The following is a 19,427-nucleotide window of genomic DNA, read 5'->3' as shown; positions in this document are numbered from 1 at the left end:
GGTTAAAAGAGATGAAATGTTATGTCTGTGCTCAGGAAGGTTATGATTCAGAAGCGGTTGCAATCTGTATAGTCTGTGGGATGGGTGTCTGTATGAAACATGCCATACGGGAAGAACAGGAGATGTGGGAAGGCGGATATCCTTTTCCTGCAAAGAAAGTGAGTAAAACACTACCCCGCATTCTCTGTCCCGACTGTTATGAGGCTGTAAAGAGGAGCTGATTTAAAATGGCAATGGCTTCTTTGGGAAAACGGTTTTCAGCTGAACTTCTGGGCACGATGTTTCTGGTGTTCTTTGGTGCGGGAGCAGCTGCCATTACACTTATGCTTGCAAACGGAGGGACACCTCCCAATGATTTTTCGATAGGTATAGGTTTTCTGGGAGGTCTTGGTGACTGGCTTGCAATAGGTCTTGCATTCGGATTTGCCATAATGGCGTCAATCTATGCCTTTGGCAGGATTTCAGGTGCCCATATCAACCCTGCGGTTACAATTGCCCTCTGGGTGTCGGGTAAATTTGAAACAAAGGATATGGTTGTATATGTTCTGGCACAGATGGCGGGTGCATTTATTGGAAGTGTCCTTTTTGCTATTTGTGCAGGCCAGGGTGCTGTATTGACCGGGGGACTTGGTGCAACAGCACCTTTTCCCGGAATAAGCATATATTCCGCACTTTTGGCTGAGATCATCGGAACATTCATTTTGATGTCTGTAATCATGGCGGTTGCATCTGACGAAAAGGTAACACCGGGGATTGCAGGGGCAGTAATCGGTCTGACTGTTGCGGGAGTAATCACGACTATTGGAAACATATCCGGTTCTTCGCTTAATCCTGCACGTTCATTTGGTCCGATGATGGCAGATCTTCTCCTTGGAGGACCCGATGTGCTTGCATCCTTCTGGATATATGTTGCAGGCCCAATAATCGGTGCTGTTCTTGCGGCATTTCTGTATCTCTGGATAACAGCGGAAGATACGGAATAAAAAATTCCATATTTTTAATTTTTTTGTATAATTTTCAATAATTTTGTATAAAACGGGGTTAAAATTGAATATTGAGTTTTACGGATGTATCCGGCATCCTTGATTATTATTTGATGATCTGTGCAGGAATATAAAAAAAGTTAAAAACACTATTTTAAAAAAATACGCTGCAAAAAAGTTATGTTTTTTATTCCACGTGATTCCCGTGAAGTTCAGAATCCGTAGACTGAGAGATCGATTGCAACATCCTTGAAATCGGTGTTGTTTACCTCTTCTATAATAGCCTCATCTTCAGGACTGCATTCCCTGAAGAATGCCAGAAGATCGCGGTAAGCATCCCTGCATTTCTCACATCCGCAGAATTTTACGATAATATCTCCACGAAACATCAGGCTGTATGCAAAAATTTTGTCGGAGAAACCCATCTCGTCGAGTTTGCATGGCATTATTTCTTCAACCTCTATAACAGGTTCCACAGTTTCCACTGCTTCTTTTACAGCATCATTTGGATTAATTAAAGAGTAGTCTTCACCGCCAAGAAAAAACGGTGTTCCGCATTTCCAGCAATTCTTCATATACGGGGTGCTTCTCTTTCCGCACTTCATACAGATCTGGTATTCTGGCATCTCTTCCATGTATGAGTTTTTGTACCTCAAGTTTAATCTAATGTGCTGATCTGATTTTTTGAGGTGTATATAAACTAATGTGAAAAAATTTGTTTGGAAGAATGGTTTTATCGCGAAATGCTCTCTTAAATCCTGGTTATTGTCTGTTAAACCGGCATCTCTGATCTGATTTTCAGATTATTTTTAGGAATTCTTTTCTTTTTTCTTCTCTATGCATAAGGCTGTCATTTTATCGCCGTTAAAGGAATTTACCGGTAAAACCCTCACCGAGAAAATATTGTGAATGTTTTTTTCTGTGCGGTATTCTATTTCCAGGTCAGTCATTCCTTCCTGTGGTGCTTTTTCCAAAGCATCTTTTATTAATTTGTTTGAGAGTATCATGGAAATATCAATATTTTTTAGCATCAGTGATTCTGTAACCGCCCTGTTTTTATAAACCGGTACTCCTTTTTGATCAAGCACCAAAACCCCCTCAAAAGTAAATTCAATCATTCCTGTGAGTGGAATTCTGTTTGATATATTGAATACCTTGGTATGACCGCAGGTCCTTTCTTCAATATATCCGCCGGCAGTCAGCATGAGTGTATATTTCCTGATTGTGTTTCTGTTAAGTTTCATCTCTTCCGCGATGTCTGAGATGGTAAGGCCTCTTGGATCATCTTTTATCAGCATCAGGATTGATATAAGAATATCCTCGTGTTTTTTCCCTGCAAAAGTTTTGATCTCATCTTCTGCAGTGGAAGATGTATTATTCAATTTATTCCCCCCGGAGACTGAGATGACAAAGTAATAAGTCACATTGAATGACATGTCCTTTATCCTCCCTTTTTTATCTGTTAATCTAATGCTTTAGTTAAATTTGTTAATGCATTATGCATTCCAATATACATATTAAATTTATATTAATATATCTGGAGCAAACAATCAGGCTTTCTGATAAAAAACCCCGGTGTTAAAACCAGACAGGCGGGCATATAATTGTCCAATGAGAAATTGAAATTATATTTGGGCGGCTTAAAACCCTTCGCTGAAGTTTATCGGGTTATGGTGTGATACCGTGTCTATCTGACATCCATATATATTAGAAGATCTTTTTTTTGAGAGAGAATAAAAAATATGGAAAAAGTCGTTTCTGTAACAGATCTGAAAAAAACCTTTGATAAAAAACCGGTCATCTCCGGAATAACATTTGATGTGTTCAGGGGAGAGATATTTGGGTTTTTAGGTCCCAATGGTGCCGGTAAAACAACAAGCATGAGGATAATACTCGGACTTTTAAAGGCAGACTCCGGGAGTGCCCTTGTGTTTGAAAACTCCCTTGAGACAAGTGATAAAACCCGTGCACGTGTGGGTGTTTTATTTGAAAACAACGGTCTTTTTGATAAGCTAAGTGCCTATGAAAATCTGAAATACTATGCAGAGCTTTATGGTATTCCGGACGTTGAAGAAAGAATAGTGGAACTTTTGGAGTTTACCGATCTGAAATCGAGAAAGGATACTCTTGTCGGAACATTTTCAACCGGAATGAAACGAAAGCTCGGCATTGCAAGGGCAATCCTGCACCGGCCCGAAGTTCTGTTTCTGGATGAACCTACCTCAACACTTGACCCTGAGGCACAGAAGATGGTGCGTGACCTTATTCTTCATCTGTCTGAAGATGAATCGATGACGGTATTTCTGAGTTCTCACAACCTTGACGAAGTCCAGAAGATATGCAGCCGTGTGGCAATTCTTCACGGAGGCAGGATAAAGGCTCTTGACTCTGTTGAAAATCTCAGGAAAAACAGCGGTGTTACAAATTTAAATATTACTCTGTCCGATTCTCTTCAGTCAGAGCAGGCTCGTTTTGTTGTTTCCACTATGCAGGATGTTTCTGATTTTAAAAAGACCGGGCACGGATTTTCGATAGCACTTTCAGGGAAATCGGCATCAGGTGTAATATCCGGTCTTTGCAGTGCAGGAATTAATATTGAAGAGGTTGTAAAGGGCAAACGCTCTCTTGAGGATATTTACATTGAAGTTATGAAAGAGGAGGCGGAATTATGAATCCGATAATGGTTGTCGCAAAAAAAGAGATCAGGCAGATTGCAAACAACAGGGGACTTATTTTAGGCGCTGTGCTTTTCATGGGTATTTTTGGGGGGATGACCTCTCTTGGTGCTATAATGTCTGTTGTTGAGAAAAACCCTGAAAGCATCATATCCTCGCTTGATTCCCTTATTATGTATCTTGTTCTGGTCTTAGGTGTCTTTACCGGATATTTCTTCTCTTCGCAGGCCTTTCTCGGTGAAAAGCTTGAGGGCACAATCGAAACACTGCTCTGCTCACCTCTGCCGTTAAGGGACATCTGGCTTGGGAAGGTTTTGGGAGTTATGATTCCCTCATATGGCGTAACTCTTTTGATCGCCGGGATACTTGTGGGTCTTTCAAACATGGAGGCTGATTTTCTGGTTTTGCCCTCACCTGTCATGTTCCTGTACATACTGATAGTGGTCCCGGTCTACATTGCATGTGCAGTTGGCCTTTTGGGTTTTGTCCAGCTTCTTTTGGGAATGAAGGAGAACCAGATAATTAACATTGCACTGATTGTCGGGTTTATTGCAGTAATCTCCGTTTTCAACAGTCTTGTAACAGAAGGAGTAATTGCAATATCGGCTACTGTAGTCTTTTCCATGTTTCTTTTTGGAATTCTTATGCTGTCAGTTGTCGGATTCTTAACCCGGTTTTTAAACAGGGAAAAGATTGTAACCACACTACCCTGATTTTTTTTGCAGATTTAAAAAAGACGGCGATATTAAGGTTTGAACGTCCTGGTTCTGTGTAAATCATAAATATTCAGGGGCTGATTTTTACATACTGAAAAATAGCCTCACAATGCCTTTTTTTAATAAACGGAAGAAAGGGCTTTTTTCAGGTGAAGATGTTTTTAAGCCCGCTGATATAATATAAAAAAGGAGACAGGCCGGTAGAATGAAAAAAACAAAAAACTTCAGGGATGTTATTGCAAAATCACCGTGTGTGTTTGTAATCGGCGTTGCAGGTGATTCGGGCTCCGGGAAGACCACATTTACCAGTGCGGTCAGGGAGATATTCGGGGAAAATCTTGTATCCACCATCACCCTTGACGATTATCACACTCTTGACAGGGAGGAGAGAAAGGAGAGGAATGTAACTCCGCTTTCTCCTGAGGCAAACAATTTTGAGCTTTTAAGAGAGCATGTTTCGATGCTTAAAAGGGGGCTCCCCATACAAAAGCCGGTCTATAACCACAAAAACGGAAGATTTGATCCTCCCGTTCCTTTCAGCCCGAAAAAGATAATTATTTTAGAGGGTCTCCATCCCTTTGCAACGGAAGAACTTCGTTCTTTAATGGACTTTACGGTTTTTGTAAATCCTGATAAAGATGTAAAATATGACTGGAAGATAAGGCGTGATGTCGGGGAGAGGGGATATAAAAAAGAGGATGTCATGGCTGAACTAAAGGCAAGAAGTGTTGATTATGAACTTTATGTAAAACCCCAGATTGAATATTCTGATGCGGTAATAAGGATCTCAAATTCCCGTTATGGAAAAAGGGTCCAGAACATGAGGAATGTGTATAATGTCACACTGTACCAAAACAGGCTTGACAAAACCATAAAAAACATAAATCTGAACTTTAATCTCTTCTCGATTAACTCTCTTGCAGACCGTAACTTTTTGTTTGAGTTTCACAGGACGAACACGGACAAAAGAAGATTAGGTGCCCTTTCCCTTGACGGTGAATTCAGCTTTGATGTCATCAGAAGTCTTGAGAAAAATATTGAAAAGCAGACCGGTGTAACACCCGTGTCTCTTTATTCCGGAAAAGAATATGTTACAGCGACTGAGATGGTTCAGCTTCTGCTTTCATGGAGAATTATAAACAAAAGAATAGCAATTGAGGAGGAGTCCGGGGACGGCTTTTGTGTGTGAGGTTTCTTTTGTTGAAAGTAGCAGACATTTTTCACCTGTTTAAATTGGCATTTTATGTTGATTCATCACATTATGATAGATTATGTAAAGACTGCTTTTGAAAAATTCAGTCCGGAAAAATGAAAGATACCTTCTTTCACACACATATAATAATCCTGTTTCCTGAACAACCCGCCTTCTTTTTGTCCCTGTCTAAATTGTCTGATTTTATCTTCTTCTGGGCAGCGGCGGTATAAAATACGCTTTTTTTAAACTGGCTCTTCCTGACAACCTGTGCCTGATCCCTGGCTCTTAGTGCAATCGAATAGAAAGTATCTGACATAGTATCCGGATATGAAACAACGCTTATAACTCACTATTCCGTGTGGTGTGAAAGTAAAAAATTCCCTGATTATCTGAAATTTTGTGGGGTGTAAATGGCATGTACATGTCGACACCACTATAACCCTATATGACCAAAATTGTAAAACGCAAGTTTTTGGGTGTATAAACAGATGCTGAAAATAGAAGATCTGCATGTAGAAGTGGAGGGCAAAGAAGTCCTCCATGGTGTAAGCCTCCACATCCGTGAAGGTGAAACACACGTGCTCATGGGTCCCAACGGTTCAGGCAAGACAACACTGCTAAGAACCATCATGGGTTTTTCAGGATATAAAGTAACAAAGGGAAAAATAATTTTCAAAGGCAGGGATGTAACAAACATACCTCTCCATGAAAGGGCAAGATACGGAATGGGAATTATGTTCCAGCGCCCTCCCACAATATCCGGATTAAAACTTGGAAAACTCCTCTATGCAACATCAGGCAGCACAAATGAAAATATAGATAAATACGCTGCACAGATGAAAATGTCCGGATTCCTGCAAAGGGATGTCAACGCCGGTTTTTCAGGCGGTGAGATTAAAAGAAGCGAAGTCCTCCAGCTCATGATCCAGCAGCCTGACTTTGTAATGCTCGACGAACCCGAAAGCGGAGTCGACCTTGAAAACATCTCATTAATCGGACACTCGATTGCAAGACTTGTCGAAAAAGACAGGCACATCATAAACCGCCACAAATCAGGCCTTGTAATTACCCACACAGGATACATACTTGACTACATCGAAGCAGACGCAGGTCACATGCTCTGCGACGGTGAAATAAAATGTCACGGAAATCCGCGTGAAATACTCAAAGTCATCCAGGAAAAAGGATATCAGGAGTGTATAAGATGCCAGAAGATTTAATCCCTGAAATGTCGGCTGAAGACAAAGAACGCTTATTACTCTCAGGTTTTGAGGTAAAAGAGGAGCACAGATCCGGAAGCTACATGCAGACCGACCAGCATGTTCACCATTCCGGCTCAAAAATTGACGGTATCGAGATGCTCCCTATCGACATCGCACTTAAAAAATACGACTGGCTAAAGGACAAATGCTGGAATCTTGTTGACAAGGACAAAGACGAATACACAAAATTCGTTGCCGGAAGAGAAGATGAGGAAGGTGCCAGAGGCTTTGTTGTAATTGCAAGAAAGGGAAGCAAAAATGTATTCCCCCTCCAGTCCTGCCTGTTTATGCAGAGCTCTGAAATCCAGACCGTGCACAATATAATAATTGCAGAGGAAGGTGCCGAGCTTCATCTTATAACAGGGTGCACAAGCAGCATCGGGAGAGAAAAGGGAACACACTACGGAATAACCGAGATATATGTCGGAAAAGACGCTCTTGTAAGCAGCACCATGATTCACACATGGGGTGAGAACATTAACGTCCTTCCGAGAAGTGCCACAAGAGTGGAAGAGAACGGAACATTCCTCTCAAATTATGTAAGCTTAAATCCTGTAGGCCGTGTCCAGATGTATCCGGTTGCAGACCTTATCGGCAAAAATTCCGTTGCAAGATTCAACTCAATCGTCGTTGCGCCGAAAGGCTCCGAGCTTGATCTTGGTCAGCGTGCAATTTTAGGGGCCGAGGGGTGCAGTGCCGAACTTATATCCCGCCTCATTACAACCGGTGGAAAGGCTGTTTCCAGATCACACATTGTAGGTGCGGCTGAGGGAACCAAAGGTCACATCGAGTGCAAGGGTCTGATCCTAAAAGACGGTACAATCCATGCAGTGCCTGAAATTGAAGGCCGCCTCACAAACACAGAACTCTCACATGAGGCAGCAGTCGGAAAGATTGCCCGTGATGAGATTGAGTACCTTATGGCAAGAGGACTTGACGAAGAGGAGGCAACTGCCACAATCATCCGCGGATTTTTGGATGTAAAAATAAAAGGCCTCCCTGAATCCCTTCAAAAGCAGATCGATGCCGCTATTGATGCAGCAGAGTCAGGCTTTTAAATATAACTTTTTTTTAATTATTTATCATGTCTTTTTACGACATAACGCGTGAGCTCTCAAAAGACACAATTATCTATCCCGGTGACCCCCGGGTCTCCTTTACGCCGGAAAACACTAATGGGTGCAGGGTTACAAAGCTTGAATTATCAACCCACAGCGGAACGCATATTGACGCACCATATCACTACTTAAATGAGGGGATATCAGTTGACAAAATCCCTCCTGATGCACTTATTGGTGAAACAACAGTAATTGATCTGACATCTTTGCAGGGCTCAATCGGCAGGCATGATTTGTACGGCCTGATATCCGGGTCGAAAAGGATTCTGATAAAAACACAGTTTTCAGGAACAAAAAAATTTGAAAAGAACTATTCACATCTGACCCCGTCTGCCGCCGAATACCTTGCAGAATCAGGTGTAGTTTGTGTTGGTGTAGACACCCCGTCGGCAGAGTCATTTGACGGGGATGGCACAGTCCATAAAATTCTTTTGAAAAACGGAATTGTGATAATTGAGCTTTTGGATCTCTCACTGGTTAAAACAGGTCGTTATAATATGTATGCCCTCCCATTACGTCTAAAAGGTCTTGACGGTTCACCGGCCCGTGTGATATTGTCGGATATATAATACAAAACAGGATTTAGAGGTGTTTTTATGAGCATAATAACGGATGCAGTAAAAGAGATTGAAAAAAAGATGCAGGGAAGCGGATGTGATCACGGTGATATCACACTTGAGACAGACCCTTTAATTATACCCTGCCCGTATGTAAGCGGTAAGGGGCTTTTGGCAAAGTTTGGCGGTAAAGTGAGTGAATTAACCACCTCATATCCGATAGAAGCGGTGACCCGGATGTCGTTTATGTACGGCAAAACCTTAAACAGTCCTAAGCAGAGGACTGCGGCCAGTGCAATTATCAATGTAATATCAGTTTTCATGTGCTTTACACGGGTATCAAAAGCGTGCGATGAAGAGTCATATCCGTTATGCCTTCGTGAGCTTAAAAGTGAGATTGGTGACAAAAAGGTTTACCTAAATGGAAATATGCCGGGGCTTATGGAGATGATACCTTTAAACATCACAAAGTCCCCTGATGAGGCAGAGATAATCATTGTATCCGGGGACGGCATATTCGGCGATGAGGAGCTTTTAATCACAGAAAAATACCTTGAGGAAAAAAGGGTGATTTTCATCGGCCCTACAACATTAGGTGTCTGTGCCATGAACGGATATGAGCACTGGTGCCCTTACGGAAGAAAATAATTCATGAGTATCCTCTACCCGCCCGGGTACAATTGAAAACTTCCATAAAACCAACATTCTGTTTTTATCAATATTACAACCCAAATTATTTCATTTAAAATGTGGAAACTTATCATATGCTTTTTGGGTCGTCCGGTATCAGGCGGATATTTGATGAAGATCTTCTAAAACTATCTGTTAGTGTGGGTATTGCCGTTGCAAAAAACAATAAATCGGTTGTTGTGGGAAGAGATGCACGTACAACCGGTAATCTCTTAATGCAGGGATTTATGGCAGGGGCAATGTATGCAGGTGCTGATGTTATAAACGGAGGGATTGCACCAACCCCCACCGTTGCATACGCTGCAAAGACAAGTGATGCGGGATGCTGCATCACGGCATCTCATAACCCTGAAGAATATAACGGAATAAAACTGATAAACCCGGACGGTTCGGCTTTTACAAAGAATCAGCAAAAAGAAATCGGGGATCTCTTAAATGATCCGGATACTTCAGACTGGCAGCTGCAGGGTGATGTCTCTGTTAAGGATATCATATCCGGTCACAAAAAAGCAATCCTTGAAAAGATATCCATAAAAAGCGGAACTGATATGGTTGTCGACTGCGGCGGGGGTGCGGGATGCATGATAACACCCGGACTTTTAAAGGAGGCAGGGGTAAAGACAAACTGCATCAACTGTCACATCAGCGGTAAATTCCCAAGACCCTCAGAGCCGCTCGAAAAAAATCTCCATTACATCCCTGCGATGATTAAAAAGACAAAAAGTGCAGGTGCAATAATACATGACGGCGATGCCGACCGTTTCATGGCGTTTGATGAAAAGGGGAGGTACATCGGCGGAGATCATATGCTCATGCTCTTTTCAGAATACCTCGGGGCAAAACGGGTTGTAACAACCGCTGATGCATCGATGGCAATCGAGGAGATAGCAGACGTTCACAGGACGCCGGTTGGCGATTCCTATGTATCAGAGGAGCTTTTGTCATGGGGAGATTTTGGTGGCGAACCATCAGGAAGCTGGCTTTTCCCCGGCCATTCACTCTGCCCTGACGGAATTTATGCAGCAGCACTGTTCGCCCGGATTGCCGCGGAGACAAATATATCTGAAATCACAGACAAAATGCCCGACTACCCGATTTTAAGAAGTTCTTACGTCTGTGAAAATGCAAAGGATATTCTGATAAAACTTGGTGCAGATATTCCGACAGACGGTATAAGAATCAGCGATGAAGACGGCTGGTGTTTAATCCGTGCAAGCGGGACCGAGCCCAAAGTCAGAATAACAGCTGAAGGCAGGACAAAACAAAAAGCAAAAGAGATGGAAGAAAAAGGAAAGAAAATCCTCTCTTCAGGAAAATAAAAAATAACAGGATAAATAATAACTGAATACAAAAGGGGTTTTTTAGGATTATGCAGTGTGTTGTGCTGGCGGCAGGGGAAGGAAAAAGAATGAGGCCCCTGACTGCCAAAAAACCAAAAGTTATGCTTCCGATAGTAAACAAACCGATGATTGAACATCTGGTTCTGGCTGTCAGGGACGCAGGGATTACAGACTTTGTTTTTGTTGTCGGGTATCATGAACAGGAAGTCAGAAACTACTTTAAAGACGGCAGTGAATTCGGGATAAAGATCAGATACACGGTTCAGAAAAAGCAGATGGGAACCGGGGATGCATTAATGGCGGCAGAAGGGCTTGTGGATGACACTTTCCTCCTTATTAATGGAGACATGGTCCTCAAATGTGCCGACATAAAAAAATTCATATCTCTTCCCCCGCCATGCCTCGGAGTATTTGAGAGCAGTCACCCGCAGGATTTCGGAGTTGTCACTGTTGAATCCGGGATGATTACGGGACATGTTGAAAAATCCAAAAATCCGCCCGGCAACCTGATAAATGCCGGTGCTTACCTTTTTGAACCTGAGATTTTCAAAATTCTCTCGTCTGTCACGCTCTCTGAAAGGGGGGAGTATGAACTGACAGATGCACTTGCCGGTTATATCAGTGAATGCCGGCTTTCTGCCTGTACTCTTGAATCCTGGCTTGATGTGGGAGAGCCCTGGAATATACTTGATGCAAATGAACTCTTATCAGAAAATCTATCCGATGACATAAAAGGGACTGTTGAGGACGGAGTTTTTGTAAAAGGCACACTTATACTTGGAAAGGGGAGTGTTGTCAGGTCGGGAACATATATAGAAGGCACATGTATAGTGGGAGATAACTGTTCTCTCGGACCGCATGCATATATCAGGGGTTTTACGGCAATCGGCGATGACTGCCATATCGGCCATTCGGTTGAACTCAAAAACTCAGTGATATTGCCCTGCACAAAAATTCCCCATTTCAATTATGTCGGAGACAGTGTGATAGGTTCTGGCTGTAATTTTGGTGCAGGAACAAAGATTGCAAACCTCAGGCATGACAACAAAAATGTCAAAGCGGCCGGAAGAGACACCAAAAGAAGAAAGTTTGGTGCAGTGGTCGGGGACAATGTAATGTTTGGGATAAACTGCTCTGTTAACACCGGATCTGTTATCGGAAGTGATGTCTCAGTTGCACCCGGCTCATTTGTTGAAGGGAAGATAGACAGCAATACAAGGATAGGGAGGTAGGAAAAAATGGTTCAGGCTGTAATACTTGCAGGCGGGGAGGGTCACAGACAAAGACCGCTTACAAAAAGCATGCCAAAAGTGATGCTCCCGGTCGCAAACAGACCGATCATCGGTTATGTAGTTGAAAGTCTTTTGAAAAACGGAATCCGGGACATAATTGTTGTGGCAGGGTACCGGAGTGAACAGCTTATCAGGTATTTAAACACCCTTGACGAAGAGGTGAAGGTTGTTATTCAGAAAAAGCAGACCGGGGCTGCAGATGCACTTCGCTGTGCTAAAGATCTGATAACCGGTGACTTTCTTCTGCTCCCCGGTGACAACTACATCGATGAAGAGTCGATAAGCCGCATAAAGACGGAGAAGAATGCGATGCTTGTATCAGAGCACCCGCAGCCTTCAAATTACGGTGTTGTGGAAATAAGCAACGGCTATCTTGCAGAAATTGTTGAAAAACCTGAGATTACAGAGAATGTTTTAGTCAGCACAGGGATATTTTCCCTGACAAAAGATTTTTTTGACTATCCTGTCCAGTGCTCGATTCCGGATGTAATAGAACTGATGACTAAAAAGGGCATTTCCATAAGAGCAATCCCTGCATGCAGGTGGCATGATGCAATATACCCCTGGGACCTCATCCGGATGAACAGAATCACGCTTAAAAGAATAGCAAAGGAAAGTTCTGGGAAAATCAGCCGGCAGGCTGTTATTTCAGGCAGGGTCAACATAGGAAAGGGAACTGAAATATCCCCCGGTGCAATAATCACAGGGCCTGTTGTATTGGGAGAGGACTGTTATATCGGCCCGAACTCTGTCATTATGCCGTATACATCGATAGGCTCACGTGTCAGGGTTGAGCCTTTTACCTATATTGAGGATTCGGTTGTAATGGATGATGTGACGGTCGGTTCACATTCACGGATTACTGAATCTGTAATCGGCGACGGCTGCATGCTTTCTGATCATACCGTTACAGTATGCGGCCGTTTCGTGTCAGAGTCCGAAGAAGAGAGAAACAGTTTTGTTTATGGAGATTTCGGTTGCGTAATTGGTGAGAGGACGACATCTGCTCCTTTTACTGTATTTAAAAACTGCATAGTCGGCCACACCTCTTCTATTGAAAAGGGAAGGGTCATTGAAGGAAGACTGCCGGATAACAGTATTGTAAGATAACAGGGATAAACAGGGGTAAGATCAATGTGCGGGATTGTCGGTTATATAGGACGGCGCAATGCAGCGTCTGTTATTGTCGGGGGGTTGAAAAAGCTTGAATACAGGGGATATGACTCATTTGGCGTTGCAACAACAGGCAGCGGAGTACAGGTTGTAAAAAAGAAAGGCAGAATATCTGAATGTGGGCACCTTGCTGAAAATTTAACGGGAAACTGCGGCATAGGCCATACAAGGTGGGCAACCCACGGTGTCCCTGATGACATTAATGCCCACCCTCACACAGACTGTTCGGGTGATTTTGCAATAGTCCATAACGGTATTATTGAAAATTACATGGATATCAGACGTAGTCTCGAATCCGAAGGGCATGTTTTTAAATCAGATACAGATAGTGAAGTGATTGCCCATTTAATAGAAAAGTTCTATGAAGGAGATCTGCTCAGTGCTGTTTTCAGGTTACTGCCGTCACTTGATGGTGCATATGCATTTCTGGCGGTAGCAAAGGATGAAAACAGAATTGTTGCTGCGAGAAACAGCAGTCCTCTTGTTATAGGAATAGGTGATGATGAATATTTTGCATCCTCTGACATGACTCCTGTGCTTGAATACACACAGAAGATGATATTTCCTGAAGACGGTGATGTTATGGACATCTCTGCTGGTGGAATTTCGGTATATTCAGATAAGAAACCTGTTGTCAGACCTGAAGAGCTGGTGGAGTGGGATATTGATTCCGCAAGGAAAGGCGGATACGACCATTTCATGCTAAAGGAGATCTTTGAACAGCCTTCGGTATTTTATGAAACATTTTATTCCTCTCTCCCGTGCGGAGAGGTGGAAGTTTTAAAAAACCCGTCTGAGATTACTGTTATAGCCTGTGGAACATCCTATCATGCCGGCATGGTTTTCAGGTATCTGATGGAGAAGTGCAGCAGTATTCCAGTAAGGGTTGATATCGCATCCGAGTGTCGTTATTTCAATCCCCGCCAGGATTCTGTTGTAATTACTGTTTCACAGTCCGGTGAGACTGCTGATACCATTGCAGCTTTAAAAAAGGCGAAAGCACACGGCTGCCGGACTATTGCAATTACAAATGTTCTTGGAAGCTCTATCACAAGAATTGCCGACAGCACATTTTATACAAGAGCAGGTCCTGAAATCAGTGTGGCTGCAACCAAGTCTTTCATCGCCCAGGTTGCAATATTTATGAAGATTGCGGATCTGCTGTGTGAGTGTGGTTTTGAGGACGAATTTTCTGATATTTACCAGATTATTGAAGACTCGCTATTAACAGAAACTGATGATGCAGTCTCTCTTTGCAGCAATGCATCAAATCTCTTCTTTGTAGGAAGAGGGTTATTTTATCCTGTATCTCTTGAAGGGGCTTTGAAGATGAAGGAGATTACGTACATCCATGCAGAAGGATATGCGGCAGGGGAACTCAAACACGGGCCTTTTTCACTTCTTTGTGAGAATACTCCTGTTGTTGCCCTGTGCACCGGAGATGAGTCCCGTCTCTTAATGCTTTCAAACATAAAGGAGATTAAAGCCCGTGGTGCTCCGGTAATAGGGATCGGTTCTGTCGGTGATCAGGATTTGGAAGAGCTTTCCGATGTATATATTCCTCTTCCTAAGTCCTCTGAAATATCCGAGGTCATAACGTCGCTTGTCGTTCTTCAGCTTCTGGCATACAGGACAGCCGTAAAACTCGGGCGTGATGTTGACAAACCGAGAAACCTTGCAAAAAGTGTGACAGTTATCTGATATTTTTGGTTTAAAGCCCTGAAACTCTAAATACAGGGGCATCCAAAAAAATTATTCCAGTATTTTTGCAAGGATTTTACCCGGCAAACCTCTTTTAAGTCCTATTGCATGTGAATCACACATCTCATGACAGCAGTAGCATCTGATGCATTTTGAAATGTCAAAATATGCTTTGCCATTTCTTATTGAGGCGGCTTTAACCGGACATATCCTGACACACTGTCCGCATGAGATGCACCTGTTCTCTATTACAACCGGCACAGGAGAATAGATTTTTCCGTATTTCTGCATTATTTTGAGTGTCAGGTTTTGTAAAATTGTGTTTTTGTGTTTGTTTTTATATGAGGACGGCATTTTGTAGTCCGGAACAAAAAAATCTTCAGGTTTTTTCCCAGTCAGCTCAATGTCACTGAAGTCCTCTTTTAAGAATCCTCTTTTAACCGATGCACTGATGCTCCCGACCCTTATTGGATCTATTCCTATGATTTTTGCAGCACATACATCAGTTGCGGCTCCGGATTCACCAACAAGAATTGCGCCGATATACCTTTTTGAACCGCCCATAGGTCCGTTTTCTTCCATTCCCCATACCGCGTCGACAATATTTAGTGCGGTCTTTGATATGGTATTTAAGTCTGTTATCATCTCACCAAAACTTTCTCCTGTCTGAAATCTTGAATGAAATGTGGGTTTGTCAAGACCTGGAACAATTCCAAAGAGGTTTTTTTGTGCACATGTGAGATAGGTGTACATGTGGGTTTTAAGTTTTGAAACCGATACTATGCAGTCTGCCTCGACTGCAGGGTTTATCACCGGAAAACTCTTCATCACACGTCCTTTTGGGCATGAAACATAACTGTATCCTGTATCATAATTGAGTTTAATATTCAGGTCTTTTGCAACCGTTAAAAATCCGGATTTTTCATAATTTTTCAAAAGGTTTTTTTTATTGTAAATAATTCCCGCTCCCGGGCTGTCGGCAATTGTTATATCGCATCCGTTTTCCTTTAGGATTTTTCCTGCCGCATACAATACATCAGGGTGCGTTATAACACATGAATCCGGGTCGGAGCCCATTAAGAGATTTGGTTTTAAAAGCACTTTTGAACCGGGTTTTACAAACTTTTCAATTCCGCCAAGTTCGTCTATTGCTGCCTTTACCTTTAGATATGTGCATTCTCTCCCGTAATTTTCACATGAAACTATTGAAACCTTCTTTTTTGAATTAATTCCTTCTTCATTTACGGGTGCTGCCATCCTTGAATGTTTGGTTTTATCTGTTTAATTATTTTAGTTGCAGGATGATCTGAAAAATAATCCGCATAAAAAAAGGTTCTTTCAATTTATCTGGGAAAAAAAGGGTTATTCAGGAATTATCCTGACACCTGTGTTGTCGATCTTTGTTTTCAGTGCAATTTTAAGTCCTGCACCGCTGACAATCTTTTCGACATCTTCAGAATTTTTGGAGGTGATTATCGCAATTGAGGGGCCGACAGAACTCATTGCAACGAATTCAAGGCCTCCTTCCCTTAATTTGCTCATGTAGTGATAAATCTCAAAGGAGTTGTGCTCAACTTCGGCACGTTTTGAGCCCCGAAAGTCAATCTCCCAGATGATATCTCCGAGTTTTTTAATATCGTTTTTCAAAAGTGCGGGAATCAGATCCATTAATACAAGGTATGCCTTGAGCTCCCTGTCGCGATAGTCAAGTGTTCGGGCCCTGTTCATTAAAACATTGAACTCTTCTTCTCCGGCTGCATCAGCCTCTGTCGGGGGGATTATGATATAAACACTGTGTTCATGTCCGAAGGAGTGGTGGCAGACCAGTGAGAGTTCGTCACCCATTACCGCCATCCCACCGTATGTTGCGGCTGCGGGGCCCACACCTGTTTCAAAGCCCGGAATTATCCGGCCGTCAGTGGTCTCCTCGACATAGTTGTTGCCGATTAAAAGCCTGATCTCTTCTGATGTCAGAGGACACCCAAGAGCCTGATTCATCCCGTGACCTATTGCAAGCATCACAGAGCCGGTTGAACCAAGGCCGACATGCTTTTTATCATGATCGTGGATGCAGATTTTAAACCCGCCTGTATAGCCGGTAACTTTTTTGATGACTTCGGCAAAGTGTCTGACAATCGGTTTCCTTGAATAATCAATTTCAATACCGTTATCTGTGCATTCCACAACGGCTGTTGTATATATCTGAACAGCAAATCCAAGTCCGCCCCCTCCGGGTCTGTCAGGAGAAAAGCGGTTCATGTCAAGGACGGTTAAGTGTATCCTTGCCGGAACTTTGACTTCTATTGGTTTTTTAGAAATGTTAAGATCATAATTTTTTGAAAATCCAGACGTATTTATGTTCTCACCGACATCAAACGGTGAAAAATCGTATTCTACAAGATCCAGGTCTCCGCCTCGGATCATAATTTTTGCCATAAAACTCTCCGGTTAAAATAGAGCTGATAATCAGTGATTCAGGTTCTGTCAAAGAAAATGCTCTTACCTGAGGCCGACAGCGGTATTGCATATGCTACTGTGCAACTCCCGAGCCAACCGAGTTTCAGTGCTCCAACGCCTGCCGAGAACATCACTCTGTTGTCGACATTATGAATAGATGCTGTTTTAACAGCAGAACCGACTGCAATCCCCAAATCTGCCTGCCTTATTATGCAGTTCGGACCTTCGAATGCCGGATTTTTACCACATGAAACACCTGTCTGTGCATCAAGCATATCCCTGCATGTTAAAAACCCGCATCCGCCGCAGTTCAAACCGAGGCTTCCGTCACGTTTTGCGCCGATTATGACACAGCAGTCGCTCTGTTCAATATTGCCGGCATCGCGAATGAAAAAGCTGAGATTGTGTTTTTCGCCAAATTCCTTCATTGACTCAGCAAGCGTATTCAGTTCTTCACCTGATGCTATTATAACCGAAATAACGTCACTGCCTTTTGACTTTGGGGCAGTTCTCGCTGAAACTGCCATTAATTCGGCGACAGTCATCACGCCGTTTTTTTCGATAGACATCAGTTTTTAAAATAGTCCTGTATGCATAATAAATTATTTGGTATATTGTAATGTTCTTTAAAAAAATACATTGTGACGGACTGGTCAATTTGGAATATTTGATGTCCTCTTAATTATGATAACTATAATTAATCCAAATCGGGTAGTTAAAATTATGCCCGTATGAAAATATCAAAATGAATTAAATTAAAAACTTTTTCAGGTGATTGATAAATTGATCAGAAATCCGGTACCCAGAGTTGCAGCGATTCATGATTTGTCAGGTTTTGGCCGTGCATCCCTTACTGTTGTAATTCCTGTACTGTCTGCTATGGAAGTTCAGGCATGCCCCATGCCGACAGCGGTTTTGTCAACGCACACAACAGGATTTAGTGATTACTGTTTCAATGATCTGACACCTTTTATGAAGGACTGTGTTTCTCACTGGATCAATCTCGGGATCGATTTTGATGCTGTTTACAGTGGTTTTCTGGGTTCTTCCGAGCAGATGAATATTGTTTCAGAGCTGATTGATTCTCTTTTAGAGAGGGACGGTAGTCCTCTTGTGGTAATTGATCCCGTAATGGGTGATGACGGTAAAACCTACGGCCCGATAACAGACGATATGGTTTTGAGGATGAGGTCTTTTATATCCCGTGCGGATGTAATAACTCCGAATTTAACCGAGGCTGCTTTTTTGTTAAATGAGCCTTACAGTGATTCAATAGATGAGGAGACTGTAAAAGAATGGCTTTTAAGGCTTGCCGATATGGGGCCCGGAGTTGTTATAGTCACAAGTGTCCCGTATGAAAGTTCAGATAAGAGAACATCCGTCCTTGCCTATGACAAAGGGAGTGAGAAACTGTGGAAGGTTTCATGTGACTACATCCCTGCACATTACCCCGGCACCGGAGATGCCTTTGCATCAGTTGTTGTCGGAAGTCTCCTTAAAGGAGACAGCCTTCCAATAGCACTTGACAGGGCCGTTCAGTTTACCACCCTCGCAATCCGTGCATCATTTGGTCGTGAAAATCCTGAAAGAGAGGGAGTTTTTCTCGAGCGTGTTCTTGACAGTCTCAAAGGCCCTGTTGTAATGAGCAGTTATGAGCTCCTTGAATAGTGAATGGGGCATAGATTTAGTAATAAATTTTTTTAAATATCAGCATTTTTTAATAGTTCTGACGAAAAACCAGAGAATCTGTAATTATTCTAAATATTTAACATATAGCGGTCATCTGATGTGATAATCGGTCCGGTAAGGCACTTTCTTAAATATGTTATCTGTCGTTATTGAGACGAAATCAGAAAAGGAGGTGAAATGTAAATGGTAGAAGGCCGTCAGATTGAACAGCAGGTTGGTCAGCTTCAGCAGCAGATCCAACAGCTTCAGGATTACCGGCAGCATGCACAGCAGTTTGAAATGCACCAGCAGCAGGTAGAGCAGCAATTCCAAAAACAGATTCAGCACCAGGAGCAGTTTGAAAAGCAGTTCCAGGAGCAGCTCCAGCACCAGAAACAGATTGAACAGCAGCTTGAACAGGTCAATGCAAGAGAAACGCAGCAGCAGCAGCTTCAGGAGAAGATTCAGGAACTGGAGAGTCAGATAAAGCAGCAAAAAGCACAGATTGAGAAACTTCAGAGTAAATTATGAACCTGATAGTCCAGGTGATGTTTAAGACAGCATTGTAAAATTAAAACAGCTCCATTCCAGAGATTGGAC

General features: G+C 42.6%; 21 protein-coding genes. 15 read left to right on the top strand and 6 right to left on the bottom strand.

What is annotated here, in order from left to right; all coding sequences use genetic code 11:
* The first annotated feature begins 11 nt into the window (after positions 1-11).
* Positions 12-221: a DUF2180 family protein gene (locus F1737_RS07845; RefSeq protein ID WP_317136033.1), complete on the top strand. Its 210-nt coding sequence runs from the start codon at positions 12-14 to the stop codon at positions 219-221.
* Between the two features lie 12 nt (positions 222-233).
* Positions 234-983: an MIP/aquaporin family protein gene (locus tag F1737_RS07840; protein ID WP_317137883.1), complete on the top strand. Its 750-nt coding sequence runs from the start codon at positions 234-236 to the stop codon at positions 981-983.
* A gap of 212 nt (positions 984-1,195) precedes the next feature.
* Here the strand turns inward: F1737_RS07840 and F1737_RS07835 are convergent, their stop codons facing one another.
* Both F1737_RS07835 and F1737_RS07830 read right to left on the bottom strand, forming a co-directional pair.
* Positions 1,196-1,618 (bottom strand): hypothetical protein, encoded by a 423-nt coding sequence (locus F1737_RS07835; protein ID WP_317136032.1) that lies wholly within the window; start codon positions 1,616-1,618, stop codon positions 1,196-1,198.
* Positions 1,619-1,792: 174 nt separating this feature from the next.
* Positions 1,793-2,365, bottom strand: a complete 573-nt coding sequence (locus F1737_RS07830) for a helix-turn-helix domain-containing protein (protein WP_317136031.1) — start codon at positions 2,363-2,365, stop codon at positions 1,793-1,795.
* A 360-nt stretch (positions 2,366-2,725) separates the two neighbouring features.
* On the opposite strand from F1737_RS07830, the gene F1737_RS07825 reads away from it, so the two are divergent.
* The 3 genes from F1737_RS07825 to F1737_RS07815 all read left to right on the top strand — a co-directional run bounded on the left by F1737_RS07825 (position 2,726) and on the right by F1737_RS07815 (position 5,563).
* Positions 2,726-3,655: an ABC transporter ATP-binding protein gene (locus F1737_RS07825; protein ID WP_317136030.1), complete on the top strand. Its 930-nt coding sequence runs from the start codon at positions 2,726-2,728 to the stop codon at positions 3,653-3,655.
* A complete protein-coding gene (locus tag F1737_RS07820; protein ID WP_317136029.1) occupies positions 3,652-4,371 on the top strand; it encodes an ABC transporter permease in 720 nt (239 codons plus the stop codon). Before F1737_RS07825 ends, F1737_RS07820 begins: the two co-directional genes overlap by 4 nt.
* Positions 4,372-4,579: 208 nt before the next feature.
* Positions 4,580-5,563, top strand: a complete 984-nt coding sequence (locus F1737_RS07815; RefSeq protein ID WP_317136028.1) for a phosphoribulokinase — start codon at positions 4,580-4,582, stop codon at positions 5,561-5,563.
* 136 nt (positions 5,564-5,699) lie between these two features.
* Here F1737_RS07815 and F1737_RS07810 read toward each other — a convergent pair whose 3' ends face one another.
* Positions 5,700-5,885 (bottom strand): hypothetical protein, encoded by a 186-nt coding sequence (locus F1737_RS07810; protein ID WP_317136027.1) that lies wholly within the window; start codon positions 5,883-5,885, stop codon positions 5,700-5,702.
* A 172-nt stretch (positions 5,886-6,057) separates the two neighbouring features.
* Between F1737_RS07810 and F1737_RS07805 the strand changes: the two genes are divergently transcribed.
* The 8 genes from F1737_RS07805 to glmS all read left to right on the top strand — a co-directional run bounded on the left by F1737_RS07805 (position 6,058) and on the right by glmS (position 14,702).
* Positions 6,058-6,789, top strand: a complete 732-nt coding sequence (locus tag F1737_RS07805; RefSeq protein WP_317136026.1) for an ABC transporter ATP-binding protein — start codon at positions 6,058-6,060, stop codon at positions 6,787-6,789.
* On the top strand, positions 6,774-7,889 hold the full coding sequence (locus F1737_RS07800) for a SufD family Fe-S cluster assembly protein (RefSeq protein WP_317136025.1): 1,116 nt from the start codon (positions 6,774-6,776) through the stop codon (positions 7,887-7,889). The genes F1737_RS07805 and F1737_RS07800 overlap by 16 nt, the downstream gene beginning before the upstream one ends.
* 26 nt (positions 7,890-7,915) lie before the next feature.
* The gene (locus F1737_RS07795; protein WP_317136024.1) at positions 7,916-8,518 is read left to right on the top strand and encodes a cyclase family protein; all 603 of its coding nucleotides are present in this window, start codon (positions 7,916-7,918) and stop codon (positions 8,516-8,518) included.
* A 27-nt stretch (positions 8,519-8,545) separates the two neighbouring features.
* Complete coding sequence (locus F1737_RS07790) at positions 8,546-9,154, top strand: hypothetical protein (protein WP_317136023.1); 609 nt, start codon at positions 8,546-8,548, stop codon at positions 9,152-9,154.
* Positions 9,155-9,270: 116 nt separating this feature from the next.
* Complete coding sequence (locus tag F1737_RS07785; RefSeq protein WP_317136022.1) at positions 9,271-10,515, top strand: phosphopentomutase/phosphoglucosamine mutase; 1,245 nt, start codon at positions 9,271-9,273, stop codon at positions 10,513-10,515.
* Positions 10,516-10,565: 50 nt separating this feature from the next.
* Entirely contained in the window at positions 10,566-11,768 is a 1,203-nt protein-coding gene (gene glmU, locus F1737_RS07780; RefSeq protein WP_317136021.1) for a bifunctional sugar-1-phosphate nucleotidylyltransferase/acetyltransferase, read from the top strand.
* A 6-nt stretch (positions 11,769-11,774) separates the two neighbouring features.
* Positions 11,775-12,938 (top strand): sugar phosphate nucleotidyltransferase, encoded by a 1,164-nt coding sequence (locus tag F1737_RS07775; RefSeq protein ID WP_317136020.1) that lies wholly within the window; start codon positions 11,775-11,777, stop codon positions 12,936-12,938.
* A gap of 24 nt (positions 12,939-12,962) precedes the next feature.
* Positions 12,963-14,702, top strand: coding sequence for a glutamine--fructose-6-phosphate transaminase (isomerizing) (gene glmS, locus F1737_RS07770; protein WP_317136019.1), 1,740 nt, complete (start codon positions 12,963-12,965; stop codon positions 14,700-14,702).
* A gap of 51 nt (positions 14,703-14,753) precedes the next feature.
* Here the strand turns inward: glmS and F1737_RS07765 are convergent, their stop codons facing one another.
* From F1737_RS07765 to F1737_RS07755, 3 genes are all read right to left on the bottom strand, one after another.
* Entirely contained in the window at positions 14,754-15,959 is a 1,206-nt protein-coding gene (locus tag F1737_RS07765; RefSeq protein ID WP_317136018.1) for a DUF362 domain-containing protein, read from the bottom strand.
* 105 nt (positions 15,960-16,064) lie between these two features.
* Positions 16,065-17,138 carry a GHMP family kinase ATP-binding protein gene (locus F1737_RS07760; protein WP_317136017.1) on the bottom strand — a complete coding sequence of 358 codons (1,074 nt, stop codon included), beginning with the start codon at positions 17,136-17,138 and terminating at the stop codon, positions 16,065-16,067.
* Positions 17,139-17,176: 38 nt separating this feature from the next.
* On the bottom strand, positions 17,177-17,728 hold the full coding sequence (locus tag F1737_RS07755; RefSeq protein WP_317136016.1) for a ferredoxin domain-containing protein: 552 nt from the start codon (positions 17,726-17,728) through the stop codon (positions 17,177-17,179).
* A 214-nt stretch (positions 17,729-17,942) separates the two neighbouring features.
* On the opposite strand from F1737_RS07755, the gene F1737_RS07750 reads away from it, so the two are divergent.
* Positions 17,943-18,827 carry a pyridoxamine kinase gene (locus F1737_RS07750; protein WP_317136015.1) on the top strand — a complete coding sequence of 295 codons (885 nt, stop codon included), beginning with the start codon at positions 17,943-17,945 and terminating at the stop codon, positions 18,825-18,827.
* Positions 18,828-19,031: 204 nt separating this feature from the next.
* The gene (locus tag F1737_RS07745) at positions 19,032-19,358 is read left to right on the top strand and encodes a hypothetical protein (protein ID WP_317136014.1); all 327 of its coding nucleotides are present in this window, start codon (positions 19,032-19,034) and stop codon (positions 19,356-19,358) included.
* The last annotated feature ends 69 nt before the right edge of the window (positions 19,359-19,427 follow it).

It is taken from the genome of Methanoplanus sp. FWC-SCC4, assembly GCF_032878975.1.
Taxonomy (GTDB): domain Archaea; phylum Halobacteriota; class Methanomicrobia; order Methanomicrobiales; family Methanomicrobiaceae; genus Methanochimaera; species Methanochimaera problematica.
The sequence above is the reverse complement of the archived record's forward strand: the minus strand, read 5'-3'. Positions and strand labels throughout refer to the sequence as shown.